General features: G+C 63.0%; 21 protein-coding genes. 16 read left to right on the top strand and 5 right to left on the bottom strand.

Annotation, left to right across the window (positions count from 1 at the left end):
* Positions 1-93: 93 nt before the first annotated feature.
* The 3 genes from NKJ12_RS18435 to NKJ12_RS18425 all read right to left on the bottom strand — a co-directional run bounded on the left by NKJ12_RS18435 (position 94) and on the right by NKJ12_RS18425 (position 2,593).
* Positions 94-948, bottom strand: a complete 855-nt coding sequence (locus NKJ12_RS18435) for a lytic transglycosylase domain-containing protein (protein ID WP_352704299.1) — start codon at positions 946-948, stop codon at positions 94-96.
* A gap of 4 nt (positions 949-952) precedes the next feature.
* On the bottom strand, positions 953-2,206 hold the full coding sequence (ispG, locus tag NKJ12_RS18430; protein WP_352476160.1) for a flavodoxin-dependent (E)-4-hydroxy-3-methylbut-2-enyl-diphosphate synthase: 1,254 nt from the start codon (positions 2,204-2,206) through the stop codon (positions 953-955).
* 207 nt (positions 2,207-2,413) lie between these two features.
* Complete coding sequence (locus tag NKJ12_RS18425; protein ID WP_254816530.1) at positions 2,414-2,593, bottom strand: YdcH family protein; 180 nt, start codon at positions 2,591-2,593, stop codon at positions 2,414-2,416.
* A 239-nt stretch (positions 2,594-2,832) separates the two neighbouring features.
* Here NKJ12_RS18425 and NKJ12_RS18420 point away from each other — a divergent pair, with 239 nt between their 5' ends.
* Complete coding sequence (locus NKJ12_RS18420; protein WP_023678480.1) at positions 2,833-3,036, top strand: YdcH family protein; 204 nt, start codon at positions 2,833-2,835, stop codon at positions 3,034-3,036.
* Between the two features lie 32 nt (positions 3,037-3,068).
* Here NKJ12_RS18420 and NKJ12_RS18415 read toward each other — a convergent pair whose 3' ends face one another.
* Entirely contained in the window at positions 3,069-3,872 is an 804-nt protein-coding gene (locus NKJ12_RS18415) for an IclR family transcriptional regulator (protein ID WP_352704297.1), read from the bottom strand.
* A 128-nt stretch (positions 3,873-4,000) separates the two neighbouring features.
* Here NKJ12_RS18415 and NKJ12_RS18410 point away from each other — a divergent pair, with 128 nt between their 5' ends.
* The 13 genes from NKJ12_RS18410 to NKJ12_RS18355 all read left to right on the top strand — a co-directional run bounded on the left by NKJ12_RS18410 (position 4,001) and on the right by NKJ12_RS18355 (position 13,374).
* Positions 4,001-4,882, top strand: coding sequence for a transporter substrate-binding protein (locus NKJ12_RS18410; RefSeq protein ID WP_254816528.1), 882 nt, complete (start codon positions 4,001-4,003; stop codon positions 4,880-4,882).
* A 68-nt stretch (positions 4,883-4,950) separates the two neighbouring features.
* Positions 4,951-5,616, top strand: a complete 666-nt coding sequence (locus NKJ12_RS18405) for an amino acid ABC transporter permease (protein WP_352650808.1) — start codon at positions 4,951-4,953, stop codon at positions 5,614-5,616.
* A 1-nt stretch (position 5,617) separates the two neighbouring features.
* Positions 5,618-6,268, top strand: coding sequence for an amino acid ABC transporter permease (locus NKJ12_RS18400; protein ID WP_254816526.1), 651 nt, complete (start codon positions 5,618-5,620; stop codon positions 6,266-6,268).
* A gap of 4 nt (positions 6,269-6,272) precedes the next feature.
* Positions 6,273-7,067 carry an amino acid ABC transporter ATP-binding protein gene (locus NKJ12_RS18395; protein WP_352489302.1) on the top strand — a complete coding sequence of 265 codons (795 nt, stop codon included), beginning with the start codon at positions 6,273-6,275 and terminating at the stop codon, positions 7,065-7,067.
* A gap of 34 nt (positions 7,068-7,101) precedes the next feature.
* Positions 7,102-7,560, top strand: coding sequence for a RidA family protein (locus NKJ12_RS18390; protein ID WP_352704295.1), 459 nt, complete (start codon positions 7,102-7,104; stop codon positions 7,558-7,560).
* A 25-nt stretch (positions 7,561-7,585) separates the two neighbouring features.
* A complete protein-coding gene (locus tag NKJ12_RS18385) occupies positions 7,586-8,791 on the top strand; it encodes an aminotransferase class V-fold PLP-dependent enzyme (protein WP_352704293.1) in 1,206 nt (401 codons plus the stop codon).
* Between the two features lie 166 nt (positions 8,792-8,957).
* On the top strand, positions 8,958-9,905 hold the full coding sequence (locus NKJ12_RS18380) for a metallophosphoesterase family protein (protein WP_352504992.1): 948 nt from the start codon (positions 8,958-8,960) through the stop codon (positions 9,903-9,905).
* Between the two features lie 11 nt (positions 9,906-9,916).
* Positions 9,917-10,087, top strand: coding sequence for a hypothetical protein (locus NKJ12_RS32285; RefSeq protein ID WP_502905719.1), 171 nt, complete (start codon positions 9,917-9,919; stop codon positions 10,085-10,087).
* Positions 10,084-10,263 (top strand): cupredoxin domain-containing protein, encoded by a 180-nt coding sequence (locus NKJ12_RS32280; RefSeq protein ID WP_502905718.1) that lies wholly within the window; start codon positions 10,084-10,086, stop codon positions 10,261-10,263. The genes NKJ12_RS32285 and NKJ12_RS32280 overlap by 4 nt, the downstream gene beginning before the upstream one ends.
* 25 nt (positions 10,264-10,288) lie before the next feature.
* Complete coding sequence (locus NKJ12_RS18370; protein WP_352880739.1) at positions 10,289-10,849, top strand: sigma-70 family RNA polymerase sigma factor; 561 nt, start codon at positions 10,289-10,291, stop codon at positions 10,847-10,849.
* Positions 10,846-11,679 (top strand): anti-sigma factor family protein, encoded by an 834-nt coding sequence (locus tag NKJ12_RS18365; protein WP_352704291.1) that lies wholly within the window; start codon positions 10,846-10,848, stop codon positions 11,677-11,679. Before NKJ12_RS18370 ends, NKJ12_RS18365 begins: the two co-directional genes overlap by 4 nt.
* 124 nt (positions 11,680-11,803) lie before the next feature.
* On the top strand, positions 11,804-12,301 hold the full coding sequence (gene purE, locus NKJ12_RS18360; protein ID WP_352504988.1) for a 5-(carboxyamino)imidazole ribonucleotide mutase: 498 nt from the start codon (positions 11,804-11,806) through the stop codon (positions 12,299-12,301).
* Complete coding sequence (locus tag NKJ12_RS18355) at positions 12,298-13,374, top strand: 5-(carboxyamino)imidazole ribonucleotide synthase (RefSeq protein ID WP_352704289.1); 1,077 nt, start codon at positions 12,298-12,300, stop codon at positions 13,372-13,374. Before purE ends, NKJ12_RS18355 begins: the two co-directional genes overlap by 4 nt.
* Positions 13,375-13,465: 91 nt before the next feature.
* Here the strand turns inward: NKJ12_RS18355 and NKJ12_RS18350 are convergent, their stop codons facing one another.
* On the bottom strand, positions 13,466-13,888 hold the full coding sequence (locus NKJ12_RS18350) for a lysozyme inhibitor LprI family protein (RefSeq protein ID WP_352504986.1): 423 nt from the start codon (positions 13,886-13,888) through the stop codon (positions 13,466-13,468).
* A 235-nt stretch (positions 13,889-14,123) separates the two neighbouring features.
* Between NKJ12_RS18350 and ykgO the strand changes: the two genes are divergently transcribed.
* Both ykgO and NKJ12_RS18340 read left to right on the top strand, forming a co-directional pair.
* Positions 14,124-14,249, top strand: a complete 126-nt coding sequence (gene ykgO / locus NKJ12_RS18345) for a type B 50S ribosomal protein L36 (RefSeq protein ID WP_006203764.1) — start codon at positions 14,124-14,126, stop codon at positions 14,247-14,249.
* A 94-nt stretch (positions 14,250-14,343) separates the two neighbouring features.
* Positions 14,344-14,943 (top strand): tetratricopeptide repeat protein, encoded by a 600-nt coding sequence (locus NKJ12_RS18340; RefSeq protein ID WP_352687263.1) that lies wholly within the window; start codon positions 14,344-14,346, stop codon positions 14,941-14,943.
* The last annotated feature ends 146 nt before the right edge of the window (positions 14,944-15,089 follow it).

Raw genomic sequence — 15,089 nt, 5'->3', positions numbered from 1 at the left:
CGGTTCACCAAAAATATGATTCACGTGTCGAGGACGAAGTGCCCACGGGGAGCAAGATGGCAGCAATGGCGCGAAAACGCACCGACATATGGCTTACCGATTGCGCACCACGATGCATGCGCCGCCCACGCTGTGCAGTTTCTGGCAAATATCGTCGGCCTTGGCTTTGGTGTCGGCGCCGATCCGCACCGCATAGATGCCGCGCCTGCCGATCGGTGTGCGCACCCGGCTGACCACCGGATCGCGACCGCTGAGCAAGGCTGGAAACCGGCGCTTCACGTTGCTCCACTGATTGAGCGCCGCGGCGCGACGGAAATTGCCGGCCACCTGCACGCCCCACGGCTTGATGTTGATCGACGACATCGGCACGGTTCTGGACATGATCACCGGCAGCTCGCGGCAAGCGGCAGCGAAACTCGCCTTCTTGTCGAGCGGCCGGATGACGCCGGCATACGCGGCATCGGTGAACTTGTCGGCCGGCTCGCCCATAACGTCCAGGACGTAGCTTTCGGTCTCCATCGGGAGGAATCCGCCGGAATTCAGCCAGCGCGTCACCCGGCTCTCGCCAGCATTGTAGGCTGCGGCGGCGAGGCCCAGATTGCCAAAGCCGGTCTTCATTTCGGCGAGATATTTTGCCGAGGCCGGGATAGCCTGCTCGATATCGAACGAATTGGCGAGCCCGCGCATCTTGGCGGTACCCGGCATGAATTGGGCGATACCCTCCGCGCCGACGGGGCTGACCGCGTTGGGATCGAAACGACTCTCCTTCCAGATCAGCCGGGCAAAGAAATCCCGGGGCAGGCCGTTCTGGTCGGCATGCGTCTCTATAAGATCGCAAACTCGATCGATCAGCTTCTGCTTGGCGGGCCGCGGCGGATCGGCCTGGACGGCTGTCGCCCAGCCCAGCCCGGAAATGACAACCAGCGTCGCCCCAAGCAAACGCCGCATCGAACTACTCCGCCGCGGCTTTGCCGTGTTGCCCAAACCGCCGTTCGATGTAGTCGGAAACCATTTTCTCGAAATCCGCGGCGATCGACGGGCCGCGCAGGGTCGCCGCCTTCTTGCCGTCGACGAACACCGGGGCGGTCGGCGTCTCACCGGTGCCGGGCAGCGAAATGCCGATATCGGCGTGTTTGGATTCGCCCGGACCGTTGACGATGCAACCCATCACCGCGACCTTGAGGTTCTCGACGCCGGGATATTGTTCGCGCCACACCGGCATGTTCTTGCGCAGGTCGGCCTGGATGTTCTGGGCAAGCTCCTGGAACACGGTCGAGGTTGTGCGCCCGCAGCCCGGGCAGGCGGCGACGATCGGCACGAACTGCCGGAAGCCCATGGTCTGCAACAGCTCCTGCGACACCTGCACCTCGCGCGTGCGGTCGCCGTTTGGCTCCGGCGTCAGCGAGATGCGGATGGTGTCGCCAATGCCCTGCTGAAGCAGGATGCCCATGGCCGCGGACGAGGCGACGATGCCTTTCGAGCCCATGCCCGCCTCCGTCAGGCCGAGGTGCAGCGCATGGTCGGAACGGGTGGCAAGCTCGGTGTAGACGGCGATCAGATCCTGCACGCCGCTGACCTTGGCCGACAGGATGATTTTCTCGCGGGCAAGGCCGATCTCTTCAGCCATTTCGGCCGACAGGATTGCCGACCGCACGATTGCCTCGCGCGTCACTTCCTGGGCGGTCAGCGGAAAGCCCTGGGCCTGGTTGTCGTCCATCAGCCGGGTCAGCAGCTCCTGGTCGAGCGAACCCCAATTGACGCCGATGCGTACCGGTTTGTCGTATCGGATCGCCATCTCGACGATCGCGGCGAACTGCCGGTCTTTCTTGTCCTTGAAGCCGACATTGCCGGGATTGATGCGGTATTTGGCCAGTGCCTCGGCGCAGGCCGGGTGGTCGGCCAGGAGCTTGTGGCCGATATAGTGGAAATCGCCGACCAGCGGCACGTCGATGCCGAGTCGTTCCAGCCGCTCGCGGATGGCCGGCACGGCGGCAGCGCTTTCGTCGCGATCGACGGTTATGCGCACGATCTCGGAGCCGGCGCGATGCAGCGCCGCCACCTGTGCGACCGTCTGATCGACATCGGCCGTGTCGGTGTTGGTCATTGACTGGACGACGACCGGCGCGCCGCCGCCGACAATCACGCCGCCGACATCGACACCGACCGACCTGCGGCGTGGGAAGGGTGAGGAAAAATATCCGGTCATGCCGGCTGCCTTTAATCTTGAAGGTCCGGGCATGAGGTGGAGGAGCAAAGATGGCTTGTCAATGGCGACTGGCGCGCAGGCCTAGCAAATCGGAAATGACAAGACGGCAGCTTGCCGCAAATCCACATGCATTTCCGGCAGCATAGCGATATGCCACCGGAAAGAGACGCGCGCCGGGCGGCGCGCGCTTCTAGTCCTGGAAGGGCTTCAGTGCGTCGTCGGTTTCGCCTTCAGTTTTTCAATCTCGTCCTTGAGCGCCAGCTTGCGCCGCTTGAGATTCACGATTTCGAGGTCGTCTACCGATGGATGGGCCATCGCATCGTCGATTTCCCGTTCGATGTCGCCGTGTTTCCGCTGCAGCTCATCAAGATGGGATGCAAGAGACATGATTGGTTCTCCCTTTCATGGTTTCCTCGATTGCAGCCGCCAAGGCACGTCCACCGCAGGCTCGCTTCTGTGACGGCATAATGACAGTGTGCCACCATCGAGCACCGATGTCGAATGCTGCGTGGTAGCATTCCACGACAATGTGAAATGTGGTATGGGCTGCGCGCCGGTGCAAGAAGGCCCCGGTCCCGCCCAATCAGGCCCAGTGTTTGGGCGCCGCAGACGTGCAGACGGTAAAAATGTCCGATCAGGAACAGGCTGATATCCGCCTCGAATATTCCCGGCTGAAGCAGGAACACGCCGATTTCGACGCGGCCATCAATGCGATGATCGCCATGAATTGCGACCCGCTGCAGATCCAGCGCATGAAGAAAAAGAAGCTTTTCCTGAAGGACAGGCTGATGGCGCTGGAAGACAAGATCATTCCAGACATTATTGCTTGAACGAACGCCGGCGCCGGCCTGCTGGAAAAGCGCTATGCCGCGATCGAAAGCCGCGCGGCGCGCTCGCGCAACAGCGCTATCAGATCGTCGGTCTTTTCCCTCGAAGTATCGATCGGAACCACCAGGCACATCGTCGCCTCGACCCTGCCCGGCGCTGAAAAAACCGGCGCGGCCAGGCATTTCGTATAGGCATCGACAAGGCCGGAGGTGACGCAGTAGCCGGCCGATTTGGCGACGGCGATGTCGGCTATGAAATCGTCGAGCCGCAACCTGCGGCCGTCCGGCAGCACGAGATCGTCTTCCGAGACCATATCCTCGATCGCCGCCCTGTCGAACCCGGCGAGGAGCAGCCGCCCGGAAGCTGTCCAGGGAAGCGGTATTTGCAGACCCGTCGCCGAACTGATCCTGAATGGCCTCGTTCCCGGGCTTGAATGGACGATGGTATAGCGGCCGCTTTGCAGCATGCACAGCTCCGAGGTCTCGCCGGTCTCGCGCGACAGATGGTCGACTTCCTGGCGCCCTCGCCTGAGCAGGTCGTTGCCCCGCACATAGTCCATTCCGTAGAGATAAAGCTTCTTTCCGAAATAAACCCGATTGCCGTCTCCGGCCATCTCCAGCAGGCCTGCGTCGACCAGCGAGCGCACCAGCGTATAGGTCGTCGAACGCGGCGCGTTCACTCCCTTGGCAAGGTCGCCAACGCCGATCGCGCGCTGGGTCGTGTGGAGAAACTCCAAAATCTGGAGAACCCGGTTGAGACCCTTCTCCCGAGACCCCGAGGTCTTGTCCTCGTCCAATCCGACGTCCGGTCGAGCGGCCAAGGCGTTGCCATCTTGCATTATCGATCCCTGATGTTAATCTGTCTTGTACAGAGTACAGGCGTCTGTTGTAAGAGACAATTACATCAGTTGCAACCGATGCCTGTATCGCTGGTCCAAAGGGGAACACAACACGAAAGGAGGTCGCCGTGAACGACACATCCAAAAGACGTGAATTTCTGAAACTGGGAATGGCCGGGCTTGCAACGGCCGGAGTGATGAGCGCCGCTACCGCGGTCGACGTTCAGAAAGCGGCGGCCCAGGCAGCGCCGGACAGCCTGCTGCGCACCGTCCTCGAGCGCGGCAAGGTGATCGTCGGCACCGGCAGCACCAATGCGCCCTGGCATTTCGAGAACGACGCCGGCGAACTGGTGGGCATGGACATCACCATGGGTCGCATTCTCGCCAAGGGGCTCTTCGACGACCCGACCAAAGTCGAATTCGTCATGCAGGATCCGGCTCAGCGCATTCCGAACGTGACCACCAACAAGGTCGACATCACCATCCAGTTCATGACCATGACCGCCCAGCGCTCGCAGCTGATCCACTTCTCCAGGCCCTACTACGTCGAAGGCATCGCCTTGCTGACCCTTCCGAACGCCGAAAACAAGACCTTCGACAAGCTGCTTGCCGCCGGTTCGGCGACCCGGATTTCCATCCTGCAAAACGTTGATGCCGAGGCAAATGTGCATATCGTGCTGCCGGAGTCGCAGGTGATGCAGATAGACACGCAGGCCAACGTGCTGCAGGCCCTGGAATCCAAGCGCGTCGACGCTGCCGCGGTTGATCTGTCAACGGTCCGCTGGCTCGCCTCGCGCAATCCGGACAAATACTTCGATGCCGGCAAGAGCTGGTTCTCGATGCTTTATGGCGCCGCACTGCGGCAGGGCGACCTCGACTGGCTGACCTTCGTCAACCAGACCTTCACCATCGCCATGTTCGGCCATGAAACGGCACTCTACGACGCTGCGTTCAAGGATTATTTCGGACAGGAGCCGCCGGCCCGCCATCCCGGTTTCCCGGTCATCTGATGCAAGCAGGCGGAAGGACAAACGTCCTTCCGCCCCCCTCTCATCACAGCCCTCTATGACGGGGATGCATGGGTTATACCCTCAACTTCAACCTGATCTGGCGGCATTTCGACAAGCTCTGGGGCGGACTGCTGTTAAGCCTCGAACTGGCCGTCATCTCGATCGCGATCGGCATCGTCATCGGGCTCGTTCTGGCGGTCTGGTACGTATCGGCCGGACGTGCGGTGCGGACCATCATCGCGGCCTATGTCGAGTTCATCCGCAACGTGCCGCTGATCCTGCTCGTCTATCTGGTCTTCTACGGCCTGCCGACGGTGATCGACATTGCCTACAGTGCGCAAACCTCATTTATTGCCACGCTATCGCTCTACAGCGGCGCCTACCTGGTCGAGGTGTTTCGCTCGGGGCTCGAGGCGGTACCGCGCGGACAGCTCGACGCCGGCAAGGCAATCGGCCTGACGCCATGGCAAAGGCTGCTCCATGTGCGCCTGCCGACGATGCTGCGCATAACGCTGCCGGCGCTTTCCAACACATTCATATCGCTCTTCAAGGACACGTCCGTGGCATCGGTCATCTCGGTACCCGAGCTCACCTACGGCGCCCAGTGGATCAACTTCAACACGTTCCGCATTGTCGAAGTCTATCTGGTGGTGACGGCGATGTACCTGTTGACCGGCTATGCACTGCTTTTCGCGTTGCGGCTGGTCGAGCGCCGGTTCAAGGCGGCGCGCTGAGATGCTGAGCCAGATCATTTACGCCTTGCCGTTCCTCGCCGAAGGCTTTGCCGTGACCTTGTGGGTGTCGCTGCTGGTCGTAGTGCTATCGCTCATCGCCGGCGTGCTGATGGGCGTCGGCCTTGTCTACGGTCCGGCTCCGCTGCGCTGGGCAGTGCGCATCTTCAGCGACACCATACGCGGCATTCCGATCCTGGTGCTGATCTTCTTCGTCTATTACGGCCTGCCCGCGGTGGGGCTGCATCTCGAATCCTTTTGGGCGGCCGTACTCGCCCTCACCCTCTTCAAGACCGCACAAGTGGTCGAATATCTGAGGGGCGCCGTCGGCTCGATTCCCAAGGGTCAGTCCGAGGCGGCGATGGCGATCGGACTGACCTTTCGTCAGCGGCTGGCCTACGTCATTTTTCCGCAGGCGTTCAGGCGGTTCCTGCCACCCTGGATCAATGGCGTGACCGACGCGGTGAAGGGCAGCGCGCTGGTCTCGCTGCTCGGCATCACCGACCTGATGCAGGCAATCAACCAGGTCATCGGCCGCACCTATGAGGCGATGCCGCTCTACATTCTCGGTGCGCTCGTCTACTTCGCCGTCAACTACGCCCTCTCCTTGGCCAGCCGGCGGCTGGAGCAGCGTTTCTCCTTCATCCGGGAATAGCAAGATGTCCAATGCCTCGCACCAGAATCCGGCACTTCTCGATGTCTCCGAGGTTTCCAAAGCCTTTGGATCCGTCGAGGTCCTGCGCTCGGTCAGTCTCAAGGTGACACGCGGCGAGGTGGTGACTGTCATCGGCCCTTCCGGCAGCGGCAAGACCACGCTGCTGCGCTGCGTCAACTTCCTGGAGAGCTACGACAGCGGCTCGATCCGTATCGATGGCAAGGAGGTCGGCTATCGCGAGACGGGAACACGCCAGCGACGCAGCGAGCGCGACCTGGCGGCGATGCGAGCCGAGACCGGAATGGTGTTCCAGAGCTTCAATCTGTTTCCGCATTTGACTGCCGCCGGCAACATCATGCTTGGCCTGCGCAAGGTGCGCGGCAAGAGCAATGCCGAGGCCCGCACCATTGCCGAGCACTGGCTCGGCCGGGTCGGCCTCGCCCACAAGGCCGATAGCCTGCCGGCCGAGTTGTCCGGCGGCCAACAGCAGCGCGTCGGCATCGCCCGCGCCGTGGCGATGGAGCCGAAGATACTGCTTCTCGACGAGATAACTTCGGCGCTCGACCCCGAACTGGTTGGCGAGGTGCTCGAGGTCGTTCGCAGCCTTGCCGAAGACGGCATGACGATGCTGATGGTCACGCATGAGATGGCTTTTGCACGCGATGCATCGAGCCGCATCGTTTTCATGGCGGACGGCGGCGTCAGCGCCGTCGGACCACCCGCCGAGATTCTGGCGGCGGGCTTCGACAATGAACGCCTTCGCAGCTTCCTGGCGCGATTTCGCGCCTCGCATTTTTGACATCGGACGGCGAAAGCTGTCGCAAGGAGCTTTTATGACGCCTTACATCCGGCTCGCGGAATTGGGCCTGACACTGCCCGAGCCGCCGAAGCCCATCGCCAACTTCGTCACCTATGCCGAGAGCGGACGGCTGATCTTCCTCTCCGGCCAGGGGCCGTTGCGCGCCGATGGCGCGCTCTGCACCGGCAAGGTCGGCGACGACGTCAGCGTTGAAGAGGCCTATGATCATGCGCGTCTGACCGGCCTGAACCTGCTCGCCGTCATGCATGCGGCGGCCGGCGACCTCGGCCGCGTCGTGCGCGTCGTCAAGCTGCTTGGCTTTGTCAATGCGACGCCGACATTCAGCGAGCACCCCAAGGTGGTGAATGGCTGTTCCGATCTTTTCGCGGCCGTCTTTGATAAGATCGGCGGACATGCCCGCTCGGCAATCGGTGTCGGCTCGCTGCCGGGCAACATCACAGTTGAAATCGAGGCGGTCGTCGAGATCGCCTGAAATCGTTCGAACAGGATCTGCAGAGATGACGACCTATGCCGCTGACCGTTCCAACACGACAATCCGCGAACGGCTTGGCCTTCGCCCGATCATCAACGTTTCCGGTACGATGACGGCGCTCGGCGCTTCGATCATCGTGCCAGAAGCGATTGCCGCAATGTCGGAAATCGCCTCGCAATGGGTCGAGATGGACGATCTGCAGCGCGCCGCAAGTACTGTGATTGCACGCCTCACCGGCGGCGAGGCCGGCTTCATCACCGCGTGCTGCGCCAGCGGCATAACCATGGCGATTGCCGGCGCGATGACCGGAACAAGCCTTCTTGCGATCGAGCGGCTGCCGGACGACACTGAGGGCCTCAAGTCGGAGGTCATCGTCCAGCTCGGTCATATCGTCAATTACGGCGCGCCGATCGACCAGTCGATCCGGTTGGCCGGGGCGAAGACAATACCCGCCGGCACGGTCAGCGTGACGCAGGATTATCATGTGCGCGACGCGATCCGCGACCGCACCGCGGCCGGCCTCTACGTAGTTGCGCACCACACGGTGCAATACGGCATGCTTTCGCTCGAGGAGTTCTGCGAGATCTGCCACGCCAAGGGCGTGCCGGTGATCGTCGACGCCGCCTCCGAATACGACCTGCGCGGCTTTCTCGCACGCGGCGCCGACATCGTCGTCTATAGCGGGCACAAGTTCCTCAGCGGACCGACAAGCGGCATCGTGACGGGGCGCAAGGATCTGGTGCGGGCCGCCTATCTCCAGAATCGTGGCGTTGCGCGGGCGATGAAGGTGGGCAAGGAAAGCATTGCCGGCACCATGGCGGCCCTGGAAGCCTGGGAGCGGCGCGACCATGCCGGCATCCGTCAGCGGGAGGAAGCCGCCCTGCATCTGTGGAAAGACGCATTGCAAGGACTGCCCGGTATCGCCGCGCATATCATTCCCGATCCGACCGCCAATCCGCTCGACCGCCTGCAGGTGTTTGTTACGCCTGAAAGCAGGTTCACCGCCGCCGGCCTTGCCTCGGCGCTGGCGGCGGGCTCGCCCCCCATCATCGTGCGCAACCACGAGGTCGAGCGCGGTCACTTCTTCCTTGATCCGTGCAACCTGCACCCCGGCGAGGCAGAAATCGTCGCCGAGCAGCTTCGCGCCGTGCTGACCGCGAAGGAGCGTCCTGCGGATGCGATGAAACCCGCTCGCAAGCAGTCCGCCGGGGCCTTGCGCTGGCCGGACTAGACATCGCCATAACGTGGTCGAGCCAGTGCCTTCCAGCGCCGGCTTGGCATCGGGCCATTGCGCCATCACGGCACTGTGAATGACTTTTTGGTCGTCGGGCGGAATAAACCACCCCGCCCATTGGTCTCCCAAGCAGACGCCATTTCCGGCGTTGCAGGAGACCGGTATGACCCACCACCACGACAATGAAGCTGACGGCATCAGCCGCCGTCATGCACTGGAATGCATGATCTGGGCCGGCACGGGAGTGCTATGGACGATTTCGGCCGGCGTGCCGGTTTCGCTCAGCCTGCTCGGCGCGGCGCAAGCCGCAGAAGCCTTGGCCACCGGCTTCACTTTCCTCCAGATCTCCGACAGCCACATCGGCTTCGACAAGGCTGCCAACCCGCACGCCATCGACACGCTGAAGGAGGCCATCGGCAAGATCCAGGCGTTGCCGCAAAAGCCCGCTTTCATGATCCACACCGGCGACATCACCCATTTGTCGAAAGTCGCGCAGTTCGACAACGCTGCCCAGATCATCGGCGGCGCAGGCTTCGACGTACATTATGTGCCCGGTGAGCACGACCTGATCGATGACGGCAATGGCCAGGCCTATCTCGACCGCTACGGCAAAGGCACCAAGGGCGCTGGCTGGTATTCGTTCGACCAGAACGGCGTCCATTTCATCGGGCTGGTCAACGTCGTCAACCTGAAGGCTGGAGGGCTGGGCAATCTCGGCGCCGACCAGTTGGCATGGTTGGCCGATGATCTGAAGGCGGTCACCGCCTCGACGCCAATCGTCGTCTTTGCCCACATCCCGCTATGGGCTGTTTATCCCGAATGGGGCTGGGGCACCGACGACGCGGCGCAGGCCTTGGCCCTGCTCAAGCGCTTCGGCTCTGTCACCGTACTCAACGGCCATATCCACCAGATCATGCAGAAGGTCGAAGGCAACGTTACCTTCCATACCGCGCGCTCGACCGCTTTCCCGCAACCGGCGCCGGGCACCGCAGCCTCACCCGGGCCGATGACGGTGCCTGCCGGCCAGTTGCGCAGCCTGCTCGGCACGAGCAGCGTGACGGTCAAGCAAGGCGGGCAGGACCTCGCCATCATCGACAGCACGCTGGCTTGAGGAGAAATGCGATGATCCGCTTCCCATCCCGCGTCTTGGTCGTATCCCCTGTCACGTTCGGTTTGGCGGCGATCCTGATAATGGTTGCCATGCCACTGAACGCAGCAGACCAGCCAATGGTCAAGATCGAGAACTTTGCCTTCACACCGGCGGTGCTGACGATAAAGCAGGGCACACCGTGACCTTCGAGAATGACGACGACATCCCGCATCTGGTGGTCGCCAACGATGCCTCGTTTCGCTCCAAGGCGCTTGACACCGGTGACACATATGCCTTCACCTTCACCAAAGTGGGCGACTATGCCTATTTCTGCGGGCTTCACCCGCACATGCAGGGCAGGATCACCGTCGCTCCGTGAGGATTTTCGGAAGGTTCTGCCCGGGATGCCGGGCGATGCGACGGTGTTGAACCAAGAGGCCGCGACCGAGCGCTTTCGCGAGGTGGTTCTGCCCCATCTCGCGGATGCGCTTGCGCTTGCCCGCTGGCTGACGGGCAACGCAGCCGATGCGGAGGATGTGGTGCAGGAGGCCTGTTTGAAGGCGCATGCGGGCATCGCCGGCTATGCCGGCGGCAATGCGCGCGCTTGGCTGCTGGCGATCGTGCGCAACGCCTCTTACTCCTGGCTGGCGCGCAACCGGCCGCGCAGTATCGTCGCCGTCGGCGACCTGAGCGACCTCGATGACATGACGGCTGCATATGGCGCCGGCCTGCCGGATACGGATAATCCTGAGGCAAGCCTGATCGCCAAGGCCGACACGGCCGCACTCGAGGCGGCGATCGCCGCGCTGCCGCACCAATTTCGCGAGACTGTGGTGCTGCGCGACGTCAACGGCCTCAGCTATCGCGAGATCGCGACGCTGCTTGGCGTGCCGCTAGGCACGGTGATGTCGCGGCTGGCGAGGGCGCGCGGTCTGCTGATATCCCAACTTGGGAGGGCGCCATGAGCGCGCACAACGATGGACTGCCCGATGACCCGGCGGGCGTGGCGCTGATGATCCACGCCTTGGTCGATGGCGAGCTCGACGCAGCAGCAGCATTGGCTGTCGAGCGACGCATCGCCGCCGACCCGGCGCTCGCCGCCGATCATGCCCGCATCGTTGCGCTGCAGACGGTCGTCAGCGGGCTGCCGAGGCTCGATGTCCGTGAGGATTTCAAGGCTCGCATCGCTGCAATCGGGACAGCCGGTACGGAGAAAGTGCTGCCGGCGCCGGCGCCCGCCGCTCGAGTGCCGCCGGCACACAGAGCCGTGCACCGATTTGGCGCGTTCGACTGGCGCGCGCTGGCGGCGTCGATCGTCGTTACCGCCGTGCTGGCCAGCGGCGCGACGCAGTGGATGATGCTGAGCAGGGCGCCCGACAGCTTTGCCGCCGCGGTCGCCAACGGCCACCGCCGCAGCCTGCTGGCAGCCAGCCCGGTGGACGTCGTCTCGTCGGACCGGCACACGGTCAAACCCTGGCTGGATGGCAGGGTCGGCCTGTCGCCGCCGGCACCTGACCTTGCCAGTGACGGCTTCGCGTTGCTCGGCGGCCGAGTCGAGGTGATCGCCGACCAGCCAGTGCCGGCACTGGTCTACAGGCACCGCGAGCACCTGATCACTCTCGTCGCCGCGCCCGAGGAAACCGGCTCGACAGCCGGACCGGTCGATCTTTCTGCTGGTGGCTTCTCGCTGGTCCACTGGAGCGACAGCGCCTTTTCCTACTGGGCGATTTCCGATACCGAACGGCCTGAACTTGACGACTTCGTCAACCGCTTCCGAGCAGCGGCCGCCCGATGACAGACCGCCCAAGTCCATGTGCGTAGCCACGCAGACGGCACAAGCGGCTTTGCCGTTTCCGGCCATCCTTGCGGCTCCCCTCGATTTCCGCTAATGCGCGCCTTTGCCGCCGGAGAGCAGAAGCTTGGACGATCACCGCGCCGACGTCGCCATCATCATGGGCAGCCAGTCCGACTGGGCGACGATGCGCCACGCCGCCGAAACGCTTGAGGCGCTTGGCATTTCGCACAAGCGGCTGATTGTCTCGGCCCACCGCACGCCCGACCGGCTCTATGAGTTCGCCAAGGGCGCCAAGGCGGCCGGCTACAAGGTGATCATCGCCGGTGCCGGGGGTGCGGCGCATCTGCCCGGCATGACGGCGGCGATGACGCCGCTGCCGGTGCTCGGCGTGCCGGTGGAATCAAAGACGCTGTCGGGCCAGGATTCGCTGCTATCAATCGTGCAGATGCCGGCCGGCATTCCGGTCGGCACTTTGGCCATCGGCAAGGCCGGCGCTGCCAACGCTGCCCTTCTCGCCGCCGCGGTGCTGGCGCTGAGCGACGAAAAGCTCGCCGCCCGGCTGGATAGCTGGCGCGCCGCGCAGACCGCCAAGGTGGCCGCCGAGCCCACGGACGCGCCGTGAGCCTGCCGGCGGGATCGAGCATCGGCATCATCGGCGGCGGCCAGCTGGGCCGCATGCTGGCGATGGCCGCGGCCCGCCTCGGCTATCGCATCGTCGTGCTGGAGCCGCAGCCGGATTGCCCGGCGGCACAGGTCGCCAACCGGCAGATCGTCGCCGCCTACGACGACGCGGCCGCGCTTGGCGAGCTGGCTGCGGCCAGTGCCGTCGTTACTTATGAATTCGAGAACGTTCCGGTCGCGGCTGCCGCGGCACTTGCCTCTACGGTGCCGGTCTATCCGCCGGCACGCGCACTGGAAGTGGCGCAGGACCGGCTGGCGGAAAAGAAATTCCTCAATGGTATCGGCATACCGACCGCGGATTTCAGTCCCGTCGACAATGACGAGGAACTGACGGCTGCGCTGAAACAGTTCAACGGCAGCGGCATATTGAAGACGCGCCGCATGGGCTATGACGGCAAGGGCCAGCGTGTCTTCCGCAACATGGAAACAGGCGGCTTTGCCGGCACTTGCGAGGCGATGGGCAACGTGCCGTTGATCCTGGAATCCTTCGTCACCTTCGAGCGCGAGGTTTCGGTGATCGCCGCGCGCGGCAGCGACGGCTCGCTCGCCGCCTACGATCCAGCGTGGAATGTCCATCGCAACGGTATTCTGCACAGCTCGACGCTGCCGGCCGGAGTAGAATCCGAGACGGCGGCTGCGGCTCAAACGGCGGCGGCGGAGATCCTTGCAGCGCTCGACTATGTCGGCGTCATCGGCGTCGAATTCTTTGTCCTTGCCGACGGTTCGCTGTTGGTCAACGAGATAGCGCCGCGCGTCCACAATTCCGGTCACTGGACGGAGGCCGCCTGCACCATCTCGCAATTCGAGCAGCACATCCGCGCCGTCGCCGGCCTGCCGCTGGGAAGTCCCGCCCGGCAGTTCGACTGCGTCATGGAAAACCTGATCGGCGACGACATCCGGCGCGTTCCTGAGCTGCTCGCCGAGCCCGATCTGATGCTGCACCTCTATGGCAAGGCCGAGGCGCGGCCCGGCCGCAAGATGGGCCATTTTACGCGCGTGAGCCGCCGCAGCTAGAGCATGATCCCGAACCGAAGGTCCGCGCTAGCGAAAAGTGGAATCCGGTTTCGGAAAAGATCATGCTCAAACACAAAGTTAGAACCTACGCTTACTGGATGTCGCCGCTCTCGTCCTCGTCGGGGCTGGCGCAGCTCACATCGCCTTCTGCGCAGGTCGAATCGGCGGTGAGCTGCTTAGTGCGATCGTCGGTCAGCCGCGTCAGGCATTCCGATATCAGCATCGGATAGATCGAGCCGCCTTCGCTGTCCGCGGCGGAATAGCTGCATTCCGCGTCGCGAAAAGCGATCCAGGCGCGCTGCGCCGTCTGCAACAGCTTCCTGGCTTTTGCGTCACTTCCGCCGATGAGATCCTGGTAGGCCTTGTTGAGCTTGGCGTCGGCGGATTTGTAGTCCGCGTCGGCGCAGATGTTCATCATCTGCTGGCTGTCGTCGTTGCGGTCGCATTCCTGCGCATGGGCAACAGAGCCTGCCGCGAGGACGACAAGACAGGCGGACACAAGAATTCGGCGCATGACGATCTCCAATTCGCAACCGCATCATTCCAGCCGTCGCAAGCCTGCGCAATGCCGCAAGGCGCCAGTGGCGGATATTTGATGATACGAAACGGTCCGTATCGTTTAGGCAACGCGCTTGCGGTTGACACGGGCAACGCTCCTCGTCTATGAGCCACGCACAGTTCAAAGGCGCGTCTGTGGGCGCGCCTTAATAATTCGGCCCGTGACCGGGCCCAGACCGACGGGCAAGACCATGAAAATCAAGAATTCGCTCAAGGCGTTGAAGGCGCGTCACCGCGACAACCAGCTGGTTCGTCGCAAGGGCCGCATCTACATCATCAACAAGACCGCGCCGCGCTACAAGGCGCGCCAGGGTTGAGTTTTCGACGGAGGCTGCGCGCCTCCGTTCGCATGATACGACACTCACGCTAAATTCAGTTTGACGATCCGGCGTCGGGGGCTAGATTCCCGCGATGCGGATTCTTTTTGCATTTTTCACGGCTTTCCTCGTTTCCGGCGCTGTCTCGCTGCCGGCGTGGGCTGAAGATCCGACCACAACTCCGCCGACAGCACCTCCGGTCGTCAAGACGAAACAGGCGCGGCTCGATCAGCTGTTTGCCGATCTCAAGCGCGAACGCAATGAAAAGGCGGCCGAGCGCATCGCCGGACGGATCGGCAGCGAGTGGTCCCAGTCGGGCAGCGCCTCTATCGACCTGATGATGCAATGGTCGCAGAAGGCAATCGAAAATCAGAAATTCGATGTCGCGCTCGATTTTCTCGATCAGGCGGTGACTTTGCAGCCGACCTATGCGGAAGGCTGGAACCGGCGCGCCACTGTTCATTTCATGATGAAGAACTACGGGAAGTCGATGGCGGACATCGACCGCACCCTGCAGCTCGAACCACGCCATTTCGGCGCGCTTTCGGGCCTGGCTCAGATCATGGCCGAAACCGGCCACAAGCAGTCGGCACTTGAAGCCTGGCAGCGCGTTCTCGGCATCTACCCGATGATGCGCAGCGCCCAGGACCAGGTCGCCGCACTTTCCGAGGAGCTTGCCGGCGAAGGCATTTGAAGCCAGTAGGGCAATAGGGGAGTAAGGCAGTATGTGAGGTGTAGATTGCACTGCGGAACGCATGCCCCCTACTCCCCTACTCCCCTACTCCCCTACTCCCCTACTCCCCTACTCCCCTACTCCCCTACTCCCCTACTCCCCTATAG

The organism is Mesorhizobium sp. M0195 (genome assembly GCF_040322115.1).
GTDB lineage: Bacteria > Pseudomonadota > Alphaproteobacteria > Rhizobiales > Rhizobiaceae > Mesorhizobium.
This window is presented reverse-complemented; position numbering and strand designations above follow the sequence as displayed.

Coding starts and splice junctions, on each gene's coding strand:
- NKJ12_RS18435 (WP_352704299.1), bottom strand. CDS start 948: ATGCGGCGTTTGCTTGGGGCGACGCTGGTTGTCATTTCCGGGCTGGGC.
- ispG (WP_352476160.1), bottom strand. CDS start 2,206: ATGACCGGATATTTTTCCTCACCCTTCCCACGCCGCAGGTCGGTCGGT.
- NKJ12_RS18425 (WP_254816530.1), bottom strand. CDS start 2,593: ATGTCTCTTGCATCCCATCTTGATGAGCTGCAGCGGAAACACGGCGAC.
- NKJ12_RS18420 (WP_023678480.1), top strand. CDS start 2,833: ATGTCCGATCAGGAACAGGCTGATATCCGCCTCGAATATTCCCGGCTG.
- NKJ12_RS18415 (WP_352704297.1), bottom strand. CDS start 3,872: ATGCAAGATGGCAACGCCTTGGCCGCTCGACCGGACGTCGGATTGGAC.
- NKJ12_RS18405 (WP_352650808.1), top strand. CDS start 4,951: ATGGGTTATACCCTCAACTTCAACCTGATCTGGCGGCATTTCGACAAG.
- NKJ12_RS18400 (WP_254816526.1), top strand. CDS start 5,618: ATGCTGAGCCAGATCATTTACGCCTTGCCGTTCCTCGCCGAAGGCTTT.
- NKJ12_RS18395 (WP_352489302.1), top strand. CDS start 6,273: ATGTCCAATGCCTCGCACCAGAATCCGGCACTTCTCGATGTCTCCGAG.
- NKJ12_RS18390 (WP_352704295.1), top strand. CDS start 7,102: ATGACGCCTTACATCCGGCTCGCGGAATTGGGCCTGACACTGCCCGAG.
- NKJ12_RS18385 (WP_352704293.1), top strand. CDS start 7,586: ATGACGACCTATGCCGCTGACCGTTCCAACACGACAATCCGCGAACGG.
- NKJ12_RS18380 (WP_352504992.1), top strand. CDS start 8,958: ATGACCCACCACCACGACAATGAAGCTGACGGCATCAGCCGCCGTCAT.
- NKJ12_RS32285 (WP_502905719.1), top strand. CDS start 9,917: ATGATCCGCTTCCCATCCCGCGTCTTGGTCGTATCCCCTGTCACGTTC.
- NKJ12_RS18370 (WP_352880739.1), top strand. CDS start 10,289: ATGCCGGGCGATGCGACGGTGTTGAACCAAGAGGCCGCGACCGAGCGC.
- NKJ12_RS18365 (WP_352704291.1), top strand. CDS start 10,846: ATGAGCGCGCACAACGATGGACTGCCCGATGACCCGGCGGGCGTGGCG.
- NKJ12_RS18350 (WP_352504986.1), bottom strand. CDS start 13,888: ATGCGCCGAATTCTTGTGTCCGCCTGTCTTGTCGTCCTCGCGGCAGGC.
- ykgO (WP_006203764.1), top strand. CDS start 14,124: ATGAAAATCAAGAATTCGCTCAAGGCGTTGAAGGCGCGTCACCGCGAC.
- NKJ12_RS18340 (WP_352687263.1), top strand. CDS start 14,344: ATGCGGATTCTTTTTGCATTTTTCACGGCTTTCCTCGTTTCCGGCGCT.